The sequence below is a fragment of the Algoriphagus marincola DSM 16067 genome, assembly GCF_000429405.1.
Classification (GTDB): domain Bacteria; phylum Bacteroidota; class Bacteroidia; order Cytophagales; family Cyclobacteriaceae; genus Algoriphagus; species Algoriphagus marincola.
On sequence record NZ_AUBU01000006.1, the window covers coordinates 265,508 to 279,317 of the forward strand.

Annotated in this window: 11 protein-coding genes; 1 reads left to right on the forward strand and 10 read right to left on the reverse strand. The window is 43.7% G+C overall.

Annotated elements, in window-relative coordinates; translation table 11 throughout:
* Positions 1–76: 76 nt before the first annotated feature.
* Positions 77–1,393: a DUF4403 family protein gene (locus tag G457_RS0109615; RefSeq protein WP_162142699.1), complete on the forward strand. Its 1,317-nt coding sequence runs from the start codon at positions 77–79 to the stop codon at positions 1,391–1,393.
* Here G457_RS0109615 and G457_RS0109620 read toward each other — a convergent pair whose 3' ends face one another.
* The 10 genes from G457_RS0109620 to G457_RS0109665 form a co-directional block, all read right to left on the reverse strand.
* Entirely contained in the window at positions 1,394–2,062 is a 669-nt protein-coding gene (locus tag G457_RS0109620; RefSeq protein ID WP_026946291.1) for a 3'-5' exonuclease, read from the reverse strand.
* Positions 2,059–3,993, reverse strand: coding sequence for a DUF294 nucleotidyltransferase-like domain-containing protein (locus G457_RS0109625; RefSeq protein WP_026946292.1), 1,935 nt, complete (start codon positions 3,991–3,993; stop codon positions 2,059–2,061). Before G457_RS0109625 ends, G457_RS0109620 begins: the two co-directional genes overlap by 4 nt.
* A 210-nt stretch (positions 3,994–4,203) precedes the next feature.
* On the reverse strand, positions 4,204–6,096 hold the full coding sequence (gene acs / locus G457_RS0109630; RefSeq protein ID WP_026946293.1) for an acetate--CoA ligase: 1,893 nt from the start codon (positions 6,094–6,096) through the stop codon (positions 4,204–4,206).
* Between the two features lie 25 nt (positions 6,097–6,121).
* Positions 6,122–6,478, reverse strand: coding sequence for a response regulator transcription factor (locus G457_RS0109635; protein ID WP_026946294.1), 357 nt, complete (start codon positions 6,476–6,478; stop codon positions 6,122–6,124).
* A complete protein-coding gene (locus G457_RS0109640; protein ID WP_026946295.1) occupies positions 6,475–9,210 on the reverse strand; it encodes a sensor histidine kinase in 2,736 nt (911 codons plus the stop codon). The genes G457_RS0109635 and G457_RS0109640 overlap by 4 nt, the downstream gene beginning before the upstream one ends.
* Positions 9,203–9,412 carry a hypothetical protein gene (locus tag G457_RS0109645; RefSeq protein WP_026946296.1) on the reverse strand — a complete coding sequence of 70 codons (210 nt, stop codon included), beginning with the start codon at positions 9,410–9,412 and terminating at the stop codon, positions 9,203–9,205. Before G457_RS0109645 ends, G457_RS0109640 begins: the two co-directional genes overlap by 8 nt.
* Before the next feature lie 95 nt (positions 9,413–9,507).
* Positions 9,508–11,211, reverse strand: a complete 1,704-nt coding sequence (locus tag G457_RS0109650; protein WP_026946297.1) for a sodium:solute symporter family protein — start codon at positions 11,209–11,211, stop codon at positions 9,508–9,510.
* A 20-nt stretch (positions 11,212–11,231) separates the two neighbouring features.
* Positions 11,232–11,495 carry a DUF4212 domain-containing protein gene (locus G457_RS0109655; protein ID WP_024284321.1) on the reverse strand — a complete coding sequence of 88 codons (264 nt, stop codon included), beginning with the start codon at positions 11,493–11,495 and terminating at the stop codon, positions 11,232–11,234.
* A gap of 11 nt (positions 11,496–11,506) precedes the next feature.
* The gene (locus G457_RS0109660; RefSeq protein ID WP_394373340.1) at positions 11,507–12,904 is read right to left on the reverse strand and encodes a porin; all 1,398 of its coding nucleotides are present in this window, start codon (positions 12,902–12,904) and stop codon (positions 11,507–11,509) included.
* A 188-nt stretch (positions 12,905–13,092) separates the two neighbouring features.
* On the reverse strand, positions 13,093–13,515 hold the full coding sequence (locus G457_RS0109665; RefSeq protein WP_026946299.1) for an IS1/IS1595 family N-terminal zinc-binding domain-containing protein: 423 nt from the start codon (positions 13,513–13,515) through the stop codon (positions 13,093–13,095).
* Between the last annotated feature and the right edge of the window lie 295 nt (positions 13,516–13,810).

Consider the following 13,810-nt stretch of genomic DNA (forward strand, 5'->3'; position numbering starts at 1 on the left):
TAAAAACGCAACATATTTGCAAAAATACAGTCTGCTTCTAATAAGTTCCTTATTTTTCTTCTTTTCCTGCAAAAGTTTGGATATATCAAGTCCAGGAGCTTCTCCGATTGTACCGGAGGCCCTATCGGAAGTATCCCTACCTGCACAAATGCCGGCGGCGTCTTTCGACCATTTGATCAATTCACAGATTCCACAAATCTTGGTAGAAGAAGATGATTTAGATCTGGGAAATGGTTTGGAGGGGAATCTGCAGATTAGACGGGCTGGAAAGGTAACCTGGAAGACCTTAAGCAAGGAGCATTTAGAATTGAGAATTCCTTTGCAAATACAGGGGGAAGTCGGCTTGAAGCAAGGAGGACTTGGGAGCCTTATCAGGAGAAGGGTTCCTTTGGACGAAAATTTTGTGCCTCTGATTCGAATCAATCCTGAGGTCAACCCTAATTGGTCTTTATCGGTCCACGATTTTGAATTGGTTGAGCTTGGTGGAGATTTGACTCTGGAAGTTTTGGGCATAGAACTGGACTTGACTGGCACGCTTGAGCGTCAAATCCGGCGATGGGCAGCGATGAATCTAGGCCCTGAGCAGGAATTGGTTCAATTGAAACCCTGGATTGATATTCTTTGGCAGCAGGTAGGAAAGCCTTTTGAGGTGAGTTGGCAAAACCAAAACCTAGCATTCTCGATTCAGCCTCAAGAAGTAGGTTTTGATGAGCAGTTTTCTGGGAATAATGCGCTGGATTTGTTCTTAGGTTTGAAGGGAAAAATCCAGAGCCACCCAGTGGAGGCAAAGCCTTCGAGAGCTTTTCCTCTTCCGAATCTGACTCAGCGAAGAGAGGAGAAAAACCTTATTTCAGCGCGAGTTCCTATTGGAATAGGATATGAATTTCTCGATCAGGAACTGGGCAATTTCTTAGGCAGTTCGCCTATCCGAGTGGATAAAAAAACCACCATGCAGCTATCAAATCTGCAGACCGGTCCTTTTGGTGAGTTGCTTATGGTTCGAGCAGACTTTTTGGCTATCCGATCAGATGGGGAACAGTTGGAAGGAGAGATCTACGTGGTAGGTAAACCCTCTTTTGATCAAGTGGAACAGCAGTTAGAGCTACAAGATATCAACTTCAAAGTGGTCACAGAAAGTACCAAAGTAAAGTGGGCGGTAGCTTTCAAAAAGGGGAAGATTATCCGAAGGATAGAAAGACAGGCAAGGTTTCCGATTGATGAATTATTGCAGGGCACTTTAGACTCTTTTCAGGGGCAACTAAAACTAGAAACTCCCATTGCAGATCTTCGCTTGGAGGATTTGAGTCTAGCACCCGGTGGATTTTATCCTTTAGTCGATGAATTGCTGATTCACATGCTGATCGAAGGGAAAGTTGATATCGTCTGGAAGTAATTAGCGAAAAAGCTTTCCAAAGCTATCTATTCCTTTTGTCTCGGCCGACTTGAGTATTTTGATTAAAAGCTGGGCTGTCAAAAAAGCATCACCAGCAGCTGTGTGTCGGTCTTCAGTTTGAATTTGATATCGCTCACAAAGTTGGTCTAGCCCGAATTCCCGCATCGGTATTTCATTCCAATTGATATGTGGTCCGTACTCCAGTCGGACAGCAAGGTCTAAGGTATCCAAATGTGGATTGGGAAAACTCTTCAAACCAAAAGGTGAGGATATTTTTTGAAGCATTTCCAGATCAAAATTCACATGATGCCCAACGATTATTCCTGAGCCCAGATAGCTCAGCAGTTTTTGGCTGAAAATCATTGGACTGAGCAGGTTTTCCCGATTGATCAATCCGTGAATTTTCGCGGTATTCGCGAGACTTTTTGAAGACTCAGGATAAAGTTCAATCGCTGAATCAACCCGGATTTTTCCCTGTTTGATTTTTACCGCACCAAAGGAAATGATATGATCTTTTTTGACATCCAGGCCTGTGGTCTCAGTATCTAATACGATGAATTCCAGCTGATTGATTTTTCGGATGGAAGGTATTGGCGTTTTAAAAAGAGCCAAATACTCTTCCACAAATGACTCTTTTTTTTCCTCCGGTCGAAATGGCCACCAGCTCATGAGCGGAAGAAGTCAAGTTGGAATCTGACCTGGATAATATCCTGAAGCTCTCCGATAGGGCCAAAGGTGTTTTTGAGAAGCTGACGTTGTATTTTCCCCAATTTTTCGGGAGCAATATAGCGTCCACTATTGCCATTTTGAAGACCTTCAATGGCCCGCATGCGCATCAGAATTTCATAGGCTTTGGCTGCTTGGGTAAAAAGCTCCCGATAGTTGGGTTCTATCTCAGCGAGTTTTTCGAATCGTTTGAAGGTATTGTTAATACCCGATACGCCATGATACAACACAAGAAGCCTCGCCAAATCGGTAAGCGGCATCATTGCTCGGGCTTTGATGTCAAATTGGTCCCGATGCTCACCTGATTTTTCGACCAGAAAGTTTCGGAAGAAACCCAATGGTGGAGGGTTTTGAAGGGTATTTTTTGCTAAGAAATTTAAAAAGACCGGCTTTTTCTTAATTTCCTCAAAGACATGAAAACTCAACTCATCTCCGAGAGCCAGACTACCTGCTATCACTCGAAAATCAAAGAAAATGGATGATCTCAGCAAGGCTTCCGGGCTTGGGTGAAGAACCCATTCGGAAAATTTAGCTTTCCATTTCGAAAGGGATAAAACCAAATCCGCATTGGAAGCCATGATATTTGCCGGGCATGCGCTAAATCCACAACTAAGCATGGCCTCTACCACATAGCTTCCCAGTTGCTGAAAGTATTCTTGTGTTTTTTCTTTAAGATCAGCTTCTACATTTCCATAAAGTATGGCATTATCCTGATCGGTGCGAAGCAACTGTTCTTCCCTTCCTTCTGAGCCTAATGAGAGAAAAGCAAATGGCACTTCTTCCATTTCAGGATAGTCTTTGCTCAAGTATTTTTTGCCAAAAGCAATGGCTTGCTGAATGATGACATCATTTATTTCCGTCATCACGCCTGCCACAAAATCCATGGCTACCTCATTTTCCAGATAGTAGCGGAGCATAGTTTCCGCACGATCTCGGATTTGGGCCATTTCTTCAATGGTGCTGGCATTGTTGAGAGCATGGATCAGCACTGCGGGGGAGTTGCCCATGGAAAGTAAAATATCATGATCGGAAAGAATTCCAGACACGGGACTCTCCGATGTGCCATCCTCAGTCAGTATGAGGTGGTGAAGGCGGTTTTTGATCATGCTGAGGTATAGATCAGCAAAAGCCGTATCTGGTTTTCTGGTAATCACCGGGCTAGACATGATCTCCGAACAGGATTTATCAGGAGAAATGCCTTTTGAAAGCACTTTACTTCGTAAATCCTTATCAGTGATGATTCCAAGCGGATATCCTTGCTCATTGCAGATAATAATACTACTGACTTGACGCTCATCCATGAGCTGAGCTGCTTCTCGGATGGTGTGTTCGGGCTGGCAAGTCAGGACATTTTTGGAAATACGGAAGGCGCTCTGCCCTGAAAAAATCAACAAGGAATGGTCCTCAGACTTGCGGCTAAATTCCATTCGGGCCTCCTGCCCCTTTTCCAAATCCGCTTTGAATACCACCTGTCCCGCAGCAAAGCCAGCAGCAAAATAGAGCGAAACCTTCGGGTTTTTCTCCAAAAGCTTTTCAAAAATAGCTACCGGTATCGCATAGATAAGGCAATTCTCTCCCGCAAGGGCATCAAGCACGTAGGGTCTTTTTCCCAGCAAAGCCAATATTCCAAACACATCGCCTACATCACAGTATTCTCGGATTTCACCAGCTTCTTGAAGCATGATTTGGCCCTCTTTGAGGATGAAAAAATGGGGTCTTGCAGCTTCTCCCTGATGAAATAACCACTCATCTTTAGATAGGTAGCTGATCTCAACCGATTGGGCTATGGATAGCAAGTCCCCCTCTTCCAAAAATGAAAAAGGAGGATGCTTTCTGAGAAATTCGGCTACCCGATTGATGATGACATTACTCATTTATTAGACACTAGATATAAGAATCAAGAAGTCAGACTTTTATCTAATTCATAGTTTTTCCAAATCGAACAATAACCGACTGAGAATTCTGCTTAAATGATCAAAATAAGCAAACATCCGTCATCTGTCATCGGACATCCAGCCCCATTGGTAAAGAAGATTAAGCTGGAGTAGATTTCCGGCTATTAAATTAATTTCTTTAACCTACTGTTATTTCCTTCCTTCAATAATCTGATTGACTACTTCCGGATCAAGCAAAGTACTGGTATCTCCCATATTTTCGGTGACACCTTCTGCTACTTTTCGAAGAATTCTGCGCATGATTTTACCCGATCGGGTTTTGGGTAGCCCAGGCACGATTTGAATTTTATCCGGTTTGGCGATCGGACCGATTATTTTGGAGACTGTATCCTTGATCTCTGCCACCAAATTTTCCGCGGTTCTGTTTTTCATATCGCAGATGACGTAGGCGTAGATTCCCTGACCTTTGACTTCATGCGGATACCCGACCACTGCTGATTCGATGACAAGTGGGTGCTCGTTGATGGCGTTTTCTACTTCGGCCGTACCCATTCGATGTCCGGAGACATTAATGACGTCATCCACACGGCCTAAAATTCTGTAATATCCATCATGATCTCGTTTTACGCCGTCTCCGGTGAAGTACATTCCTTTGTAGGTAGAGAAGTAAGTTTGCTTGCATCGCTCATGGTCTCCGTATGTCGTACGAATCATCGAAGGCCAAGGGAATTTGATGCAAAGATTTCCTTCTACTCCATTTCCGGTGAGTTCTTTCCCATCGGCATCTACGATGGTGAGTTGGATTCCTGGTAGTGGAAGTGTGGCATAGGCGGGTTTAGTTGGGGTAATTCCAGCCAGTGGAGATACCATGATTCCTCCTGTCTCCGTTTGCCACCAAGTGTCTACGATCGGGCACTTTCCTTTTCCGATATGGGTGTGATACCAGTGCCAAGCTTCTTCATTGATGGGCTCACCGACCGACCCAAGTACCTTGAGCGAGCTAAGATCATTGCCTTCAATGGGCTCAGTTCCGTAGGCCTGTAAAGCGCGAATTGCAGTCGGGGCAGTGTAAAACTGATTCACTTGATGCTTCTCTACCACTTGCCAGAAGCGTCCTGCGTCTGGGAATGTCGGAACCCCTTCAAACATCAGTGTCGTAGCACCAGCTAGAAGTGGACCGTAGACGATGTAGGAATGCCCTGTAATCCAGCCAATGTCAGCTGTACACCAATAAACATCACCGGGGGAGTATTGGAACACATTCTCGAATGAATATTTGGTATAAACCATGTATCCACCTGTCGTATGGACCACTCCTTTAGGCTTACCTGTCGATCCGGAAGTGTAAAGGATAAATAGCATGTCCTCAGAATCCATCTCTTCGGCTTTGTTTTCAGTAGATTCGTTTGCTACCACCTCATGCCACCAGAAGTCTCGACCTTCTTTCATGGTCACCTCTTGATTGGTACGCTGATACACAATGACACTTTCGACGGAGGCTTTTTCCAAGGCTTCGTCAACGACGGCTTTCACAGGAATTTTCTTCGCTCCTCGGAAATTGCCATCAGAAGTCAAAACAGCCTTCGCCTTGCAGTCGATGATTCGGTCTGCCAATGCTGAAGCACTAAATCCTGCAAAAACAACGGAATGAATGGCACCAATTCGGGCGCAGGCCAGCATAGCTACTGCTGCCTCGGGCACCATGGGCATGTAGATAATGACCCGATCTCCCTTTTGGATACCCTTGGATTTGAGGGCATTGGCAAATCGATTCACTTCTTCATATAATTCCCGATAAGTTAGGGTCCGTGTTTCTTCATTGGGATCATTGGGCTCCCAAATGATGGCAGCCTGATCTGCATGGGTAAAAAGTTGTCTCTCGAAAATATTCTCAGTGATGTTCAACTTTCCTCCTGCAAACCATTTCACGTCTGGCTTTTCGAAGTTCCATTCCAGCGTTTTGTTCCAGCGTTTTCTCCAGAAAAATGAATCGGCAATTCTTGCCCAAAATTCCTCAGGCTGGCTCACACTTTTTTGATATTCGTAGAGGTACCCGCTCAGGGTATGCAATCGATCGCTCATGGGTTTTTATTTTAGGTTTATTTAATTAGTTCAATATTGCTTTTACTTTTGCTACCAAGTCTTTATTGACAAAGGGTTTGGTCAAATACAAATCCGCTCCGATAGCCAATCCCTTCTGAATATCTTGCTCCTTACTTTTTGCAGAAAGAAAGATCACTTTGACAGATGGGTCCTGATTCTTGATGTATTTACAGACCTCATAGCCGTCCACTTTGGGCATCATAATATCCAAAATTACCAGACTTGGGGAATCCTTGTCCACTATGCCAATGGCCTCTTCTCCATCACGAGCGATAAAAACGCGATGTCCATCTTTTTTTAAGAGGTATTCCAGTGACAGGAGAATATTTGGTTCGTCATCGACGATTAATATCTTACTCATAGTGTTTGGGTCAGTTTTTCTTGTGGTTTAGTAATCAAAATCGGCAGCTTGATCTCAAAGTAGGTCCATTCATTTTTTCGATCAACGCTTAGTTCTCCCTGATGGGATTCAATGATTTTTTTGGAAATAGCCAAGCCCAGCCCACTTCCCACCGGCTTCTTACTGTTTTGATTTCTGGCTTGAAAAAACTTATCAAAGATGTAAGGGATCTCCTCTGAGGGAATACCCGGGCCATCATCCCAAACCGAAATCGTCCAAGAATTGCCTTCAAATTGAGCTTTGATTTTTACCTCAGAGCGGGCAAATTTTGATGCATTGGAAAGTAAATTCAGCAAAACTTGCTTGATTCGGTCTGGGTCCAAGTTTTGCTTTTTTATGCTTTCAGCTAGCTGAAGCTCAAACTTCAATCCTTTTTCTACCATCACTTGGCGGATTGATTCTGCAGATTCTCTGATAAGTTCAAGTAGATCAACTTCCCGGAGATTCATTTTCTGCTTTCCTGAGTCGAAACGCTCCAAATCCAGCACTTGATCGATCAATCGGCTCATCCGCTCAGTTTCCTGAATGATTATTTCCAAAAATCGATTACGCTCTTCTTCTGGTAGCTCATCTTCTTTTATTATCTCCGAAAATGCCCGAATGGATGTGATGGGTGTTTTCATCTCATGGGTCACGGTAGAGATAAATTCGTCCTTCAGTAGATCATTGATTTGAAGTTTTTGGATCAATTCCTGAAGCTTTTTAGAGGCCTTTTTGAGTTCTCGGCTTTTTGCTTCAAGCTCTTTGTTGAGAGCCTTGATTTCGCTGGATTCCTTGAGAATATCCAAGACCTCTTCCATTCGGATTTCCTCCTCTTTGACAACGGATGCAACCAATATTCGGGCGGAAGCCGCACCGATGACGCCACTCAGAAGACGCTCTGAATAATTGACAAATTCAGGATCGGCCAAGGCCTTTTCATCCAGTCGTTTTCCTGTGCTTGCAGTGAATTCTTTGAAGGCTTTGGCTGTTTTCTTTTCCCCGAGAAAATTGGTCAAGAGTGTTTTCAAATCCAGTAAATATGCTTGTCCTTTCCAGACTACTGACGAATCCATAGACTTACTGAGTCGGAAAATATCCACGAACACAACGGCTTGATTGTGCTCTTTTGAGCTTTGAATAGTAAAAAGGCTGACTCCTACGAAGCAGAAAATATTCATTGCCAAGCTGAAAAAAAGTCCATGAGAAATGTAACTCAGATCCGAAAGGCCCAAAAGCGCCTCAGGCCTTAAAAAACTCAAGCCAAATGGGCCATGCTGTAGAAGGCTTTCCGAAAAGTATCCCACATTCACCATAGTTGGTAAGACCAAGGTGTAAAACCAAATAGCAAAACCAACCAAAATTCCTGTTTGAGCCCCTCTTCTGCTAGCCTGCTTCCAGTAGATTCCACCGATAAGGGCAGGGGCGAATTGGGCTATGGCTACAAAAGAAATAAGGCCAATGGAGACCAAAGTGAATTGTGCTGCGACTTGATGATAATATGAATAGGCGGCAAGTATGACCAGAAGGATGGATAGTCTTCTGGAAAAAAGTAAGATTTGTCCCAAGCGGTGTTGATTCCTTTTCTGAAATCCAGGAAAGGAAAGTAAAATCGGCATTACCAGATAATTACTGATCATGGTACTCAGGGCTATGGTAGATACTATAATCATTCCGGTTGCAGCCGAGAATCCACCGAGATAAACTAGGATGGCTAGCCACTTTTCGCCCAAGGCTAGTGGAAAAGCCAGTACAAAAGTATCCGACTGAAACAAGCCCTCTGGAAAATACACCATGCCACCGAATGCGATGGGGAGGACAAATAGATTGATCAAAAGGAGGTAGAGTGGGAAAAGCCACATCGCCGTATCGATATGCTTTTCACTCGTGTTTTCGATGACTCCCATTTGAAATTGCCTCGGCAGAAATAAAACCGCCATCATGGACAGCAGACCCATCAGAAACCACTCCATGGCACCATTTTCACCTTGAAGAGTGAATAGGCTATCAAGACCTTGCTGAGCACTTTGATTGAAGAGATCCCCAAAACCTTCAAAAACGAAAAAGCTAACAAAAACCCCTACTGCCAAGAATGCGATGAGTTTAAAGACAGACTCGAATGCTACTGCCATAACCATTCCTTCATGTTTGGCGGTAGCCTCGATTGCCCGTGTGCCAAACAGGATGGTAAAGGCCGCCAAGACCAAGGATAAATAGAAGGCTGTGTCTTGGAAAAAAGGAATTCCCAGCGCCAAATCGAAACTCTGTGAATCCTGTAGCATCTGAAAGGAAGAGGAAACCGCCTTAATCTGAATGGCGATATAAGGTAAAATCCCCACCAAACTCAAAATAGTGACCATTCCTCCCAGAGTGACATTTTTGCCATAGCGACTGGCAATGAAGTCAGCGATGGAAGAGATATTTTGGACTTTGGAGATGCGGATAATCTTCCTCAAGACGATCCACCAAAGTGGTGCTGCCAGGCTTGGCCCTATGTAAATGGTCAAAAAATCCAGTCCGTGAGTAGCTGCTCTTCCCACCGATCCATAGTAGGTCCAAGCAGTACAATATACGGCCAGACTCAAGGCATAGATTGCAGGATGATTGGAGAGCTTGCGGCCGGTTTTGGCTTTTTTCTCCGAAAACCATGCAATGGCAAATAACAGTGCCAAGTATCCGAAGGTGAACGATATGATCAGCAGATTACTAAACATTCGCTTTTGAATTCGACTTTCGAAGGAAGATTACCATGGCTATGATTAGAAAAAGCCAAATTCCGAAGACCATCAAATACAATAAAGGTATGCCCAGCCAGCGCTCGGGGATGTCATAAATCGCCAGCACCGGATAGTTCAGTAGGAAAAGGGCAAAAATAAAAATAGCCCAGAGAAACTGCTTTTTCCGTTCTTCCTTCATGGTTTTTGGGTCAAATCAAACACTTAAGATAATCCTTTTGGGAGGTTAAAAGAAGAGAAAGCACGGGTATTCCTCCGGCTTTCTCTTTTTTAAGATTAATGGTCGTGTGCCTCACCCGCACCGCGAGGAATACGGATTTCCTGAATCATGTCCTGTACATCCTGAGGCGGAGCTGGTGTGAATTTGGATACACCAAAGCAGATCAGGAAGTTGAGAACCATTCCCACCGTACCAATTCCTTCAGGAGAAATACCAAATAGATAATTATCCGCAGAAACTGCTTCGGGACTAAGTCCAAATAAAGTCACTCCAAACTTGAAATAAACGATGTAGATTAGGGTGAAAAGTAAACCTGAGACCATTCCTGCAATAGCTCCTTCCTTGTTAATTTTGGTGGAGAAGATTCCCATGATGATTACCGGGAAGAAAGATGAGGCTGCCAATCCAAAAGCAAAAGCTACCACTTCGGCGACAAATCCAGGAGGGTTCACTCCAAAATAGCCGGCCAATACAACCGCTCCCGCAGCAGAAATACGTGCAATCAAAAGCTCACGCTTTTCGGTCATATCTGGCTTGAAGGTGCGGAAAAGATCCCGTGATACAGAAGTAGATATAACTAGGAGAAGCCCAGCTGCAGTCGACAGTGCAGCTGCCATTCCACCGGCTGCCACGAGTCCGATTACCCAATTGGGGAGCTCGGCAATCTCAGGACTGGCAAGGACCATAATATCCTTGTCTATGCTGAGTTCGTTAGTGGCCGGATCAGCAGCATATTGGACAATTCCGTCTTGGTTTTTATCATCGATCGCAATCAAATTGGTTTTTTGCCAATTACCGACCCATTCGGGAAGATTGTCCATAGGCTTTTCAGCCACCGAATCTAAAGCATTATATATTCCAAAAGCTGCTACTGCGGGAGCTGTGGTGTATAATATAGCGATGAATACCAAGGCATAACCAGCTGAAAGTCTTGCGTCTTTCACCCTTGGGACGGTAAAAAACCTTACAATTACGTGTGGAAGACCAGCCGTTCCTACCATGAGTGCAAGGGTAATCGCAAAGATGTCAATTGTGCTTTTCCTTCCAGAAGTGTATTCGGCAAAGCCCAAATCACCCAAGACTCCGTCTAATTTGTCCAAAAGGTAAGTACCATCTGCGACTGTGCTACCCAAGCCTAATTGTGGAATTGGGTTGCTGGTCAATTGCATGGAGACGAAGATGGCAGGGACCATGAATGCGAAGATCAACACACAATATTGGGCGACCTGTGTGTAGGTGATCCCTTTCATCCCTCCAAGCACTGCATAGAAAAAGACGATACACATCCCGATGACTACACCCCATTCGATGGGAACTTCCAAGTATCTTGAAAAGACAATCCCTACTCCCCGCATCTGTCCAGCGACATAAGTAAAGGATATGAAAAGTGCACAGATGACTGCGACTACTCGCGCTTTGTTGGAATAGTATCGGTCTCCGACAAAGTCAGGTACGGTAAACTTTCCGAATTTTCTCAGGTATGGAGCAAGTAATAGTGCCAAAAGTACATAGCCTCCCGTCCAACCCATCAGGTAAACGGATCCATCATAGCCAGAAAATGCAATCAATCCAGCCATCGAAATAAATGAGGCAGCAGACATCCAATCGGCTGCTGTAGCCATTCCATTGGCCAAAGGCGAGACTCCGCCTCCTGCCGTATAAAATTCTTTGGTGGAACCTGCTCTCGTGTAAATGGCGATTCCGATATAGAGGGCAAATGATAAGCCCACTAGAATATAGGTCCAAGTTAAAATATCCATGTTATTTGGGGTTTAGGGGCTTATTCTTCGTTTACATCAAATTCCTTGTCGAGCTTATTCATCTTGTACACATATACAAAAATCAAAAGCACAAAGGCATAAATAGAGCCCTGCTGGGCAAACCAAAAACCGAGTTTAAATCCTCCGATTTTGATGGCGTTTAGCTGATCGACAAGTAGGATTCCGAATCCGAATGAAACGGTAAACCAGATGAGGAGGAGAATCCCCAGGAGTTTGAGGTTTTTCTTCCAGTAGGCTTCTTTACTGAATTTGTTTTCTGTCATGGTTATTGGGTTTAGAGAAATATTTGTGTCTGCAAAATGAATTCACCGGCAGAACCTGATCTTCTGAAATTGTCGAAAATAGGGCGCTGACTGTACTGGAAGGTGATTTTGGCTTGATGTGCATTGATGTAGTAGTTCATGCCGAGGTCATATTGCCAATTCCCTTCCTCAAAGTATTCAAAATTCTTGTGGGTGATCGCTCCGAATGGCTGTAATTTTCCTTTGTCTCCTAAGATATTTTCAGGTAAAAGGAAGCCTCCCTGCGTGTAGAATATTTGCCCTGTTCCAATCATGGGTTGGGCATTTCCAGGGCCATTTTGGCTACTTCCACGTCCATAGCCCACATTCATGATTCCTACATTTCGGATATAATTGGGACCGAAATCATAGTGATAATAGACTGAGTAAAGGGTGAGCGCAGTTCCTGTTGCCTTATTGAGAGGCATGTCTAAAAAAGCGTCAAGCCCAAATAGTGAAATAGCGTGGTTTTGAGTATCTCCGGCAGCGTTTTTTGAGCTAGTCGCATCGCTATGATGATGCCAGCCAAAACCCAAATTGAATACTCGTTTTGTTCCCAAGTAAGTGCCAACAAAATAGGGGAGCTTGTTATTTTCTTTATCCCAAAACTGATAGTCAAAGTAGCCTTGAGTAGCCCAATGATCATTGATCACATTAGCAGCTATTGGGCGTGAAGTAGCTTCGTCGTATCTGCCTCCAGCTCCCACAGAAAATGGTTTGTTGAGAGCCATTCGGTAGTTGAGCTTACCGAGCATTCCTTTCGCATAGAAGCCAAACTGTCTCGCAAATTGATCCGTAAGTTCGATTAGCGGCCAATTGAAAATCGGCGCATCGACAGCCATAAAGTTAAGCGTACTATGACTGGTCATTCTTGAGATTCCATTCCAGTAGTGGAGGCCCATCCCGAGATAGAGTTCATTGGTGACTTTAAACTCTGTCCATACGTCGTGAAAGAAAAGCTGAGGTTTTTTGGCGGACATACCTGAGGCAGTGCCCAAACCTGTTTCAGGATCCACTGTCACAGGATTGCTCCCTGGATTACCTGTCAGTCCTCCTCCGGGAATTCCCCCATTGGTAAAGGTTTGATTATTGATGCCAAAATGACTTAGGATCAGAAAGCGAGGGGAGATTTCTGCATAAGCAAGAACTCTCGCTCTTCGAATGCCAATATCCGCTGTAGTGGATTGTGGGTTTCCGGCTACATCGAGGGTTCCAGGATTGTTTTGGATGACTCGTGCCCACATTTGATTCCAGAGTAGGAAGCGGATATATTTTGATCCGTCATCATTGAGCTTCAACGTGAGGGGTTTGTAGGTATGGTCTACAAAATCCTGGTTTGCTTTTTTAGGCCTTTCGGTTTCTTGGGTTCGTTTTTGGGCATAGGTGGGCATCCCTAATAAAAGGACTCCACACATGCTCAAAAGCACGGTGACATTGTTTTTCATGGTTATCTGGGTTATAGGTGCCTCTTTTCCAGGCCTGTAGAAAAGAGGTGACTCAAGATGTGGAGTTGGATTTCAAATCAAAAAACAGATGTCTTTTTTTGCTAAAAAAATATAGCTACCCAAATATTATTTGTTTAGCTATTTTTAAATCGCTCCCATTTGATCATCATAAACTTATCACCCAACTCTGTGAGCAGCATTCCTGACCCTTGGAGATTTTCCTTTTTAGTCATGAATTTCACTAATTCTTCATGGCTGAGCACCTTATAGGTAGGTCGATAGTCATATTGCTCAGGGGCTTTGATCTTGTATTGCCTGACCCAGTTCATGACAGATACATGACTCACACCTAATATTCTTTCGATTTCCCGAAAAGAGATTCCTTCCACATATAGCTGTAGCGCCTTGACTACATAATAGGAATCAATACCTTTCCCGATTTTATTCACCGAAAAGTGATAATTGCATTTTTTGCATTTGAATCGTTGTCTACCGCCTACAATTCCACTTTTTACTACTTTAGGATGATTGCATTTGGGGCAAAAGGGCTTTTCCATATTTCATTTTCATAATGAGCTATAGAAAATTAGCGAAACTATATTTATTTAGCAAATATTCATTTTCAAATAGAAAAATCAATCCAAAACAGAAAGAAATTTGGCAATTGAGACTTATATCTAGTCGAATCTTTCTAAAAAATGATTATTCGCTCTCCTGCCAATATTAAAGCTAAACGGTTTAAAACAAGTGTTGATATGAAAAAGTCGAATACTTCGATCTTCTTTCTTCCTACTTCCAGCTTGATTTCAAAAGAGATTTAGGATACGGGCATGATTCCGTATTTCAATATTT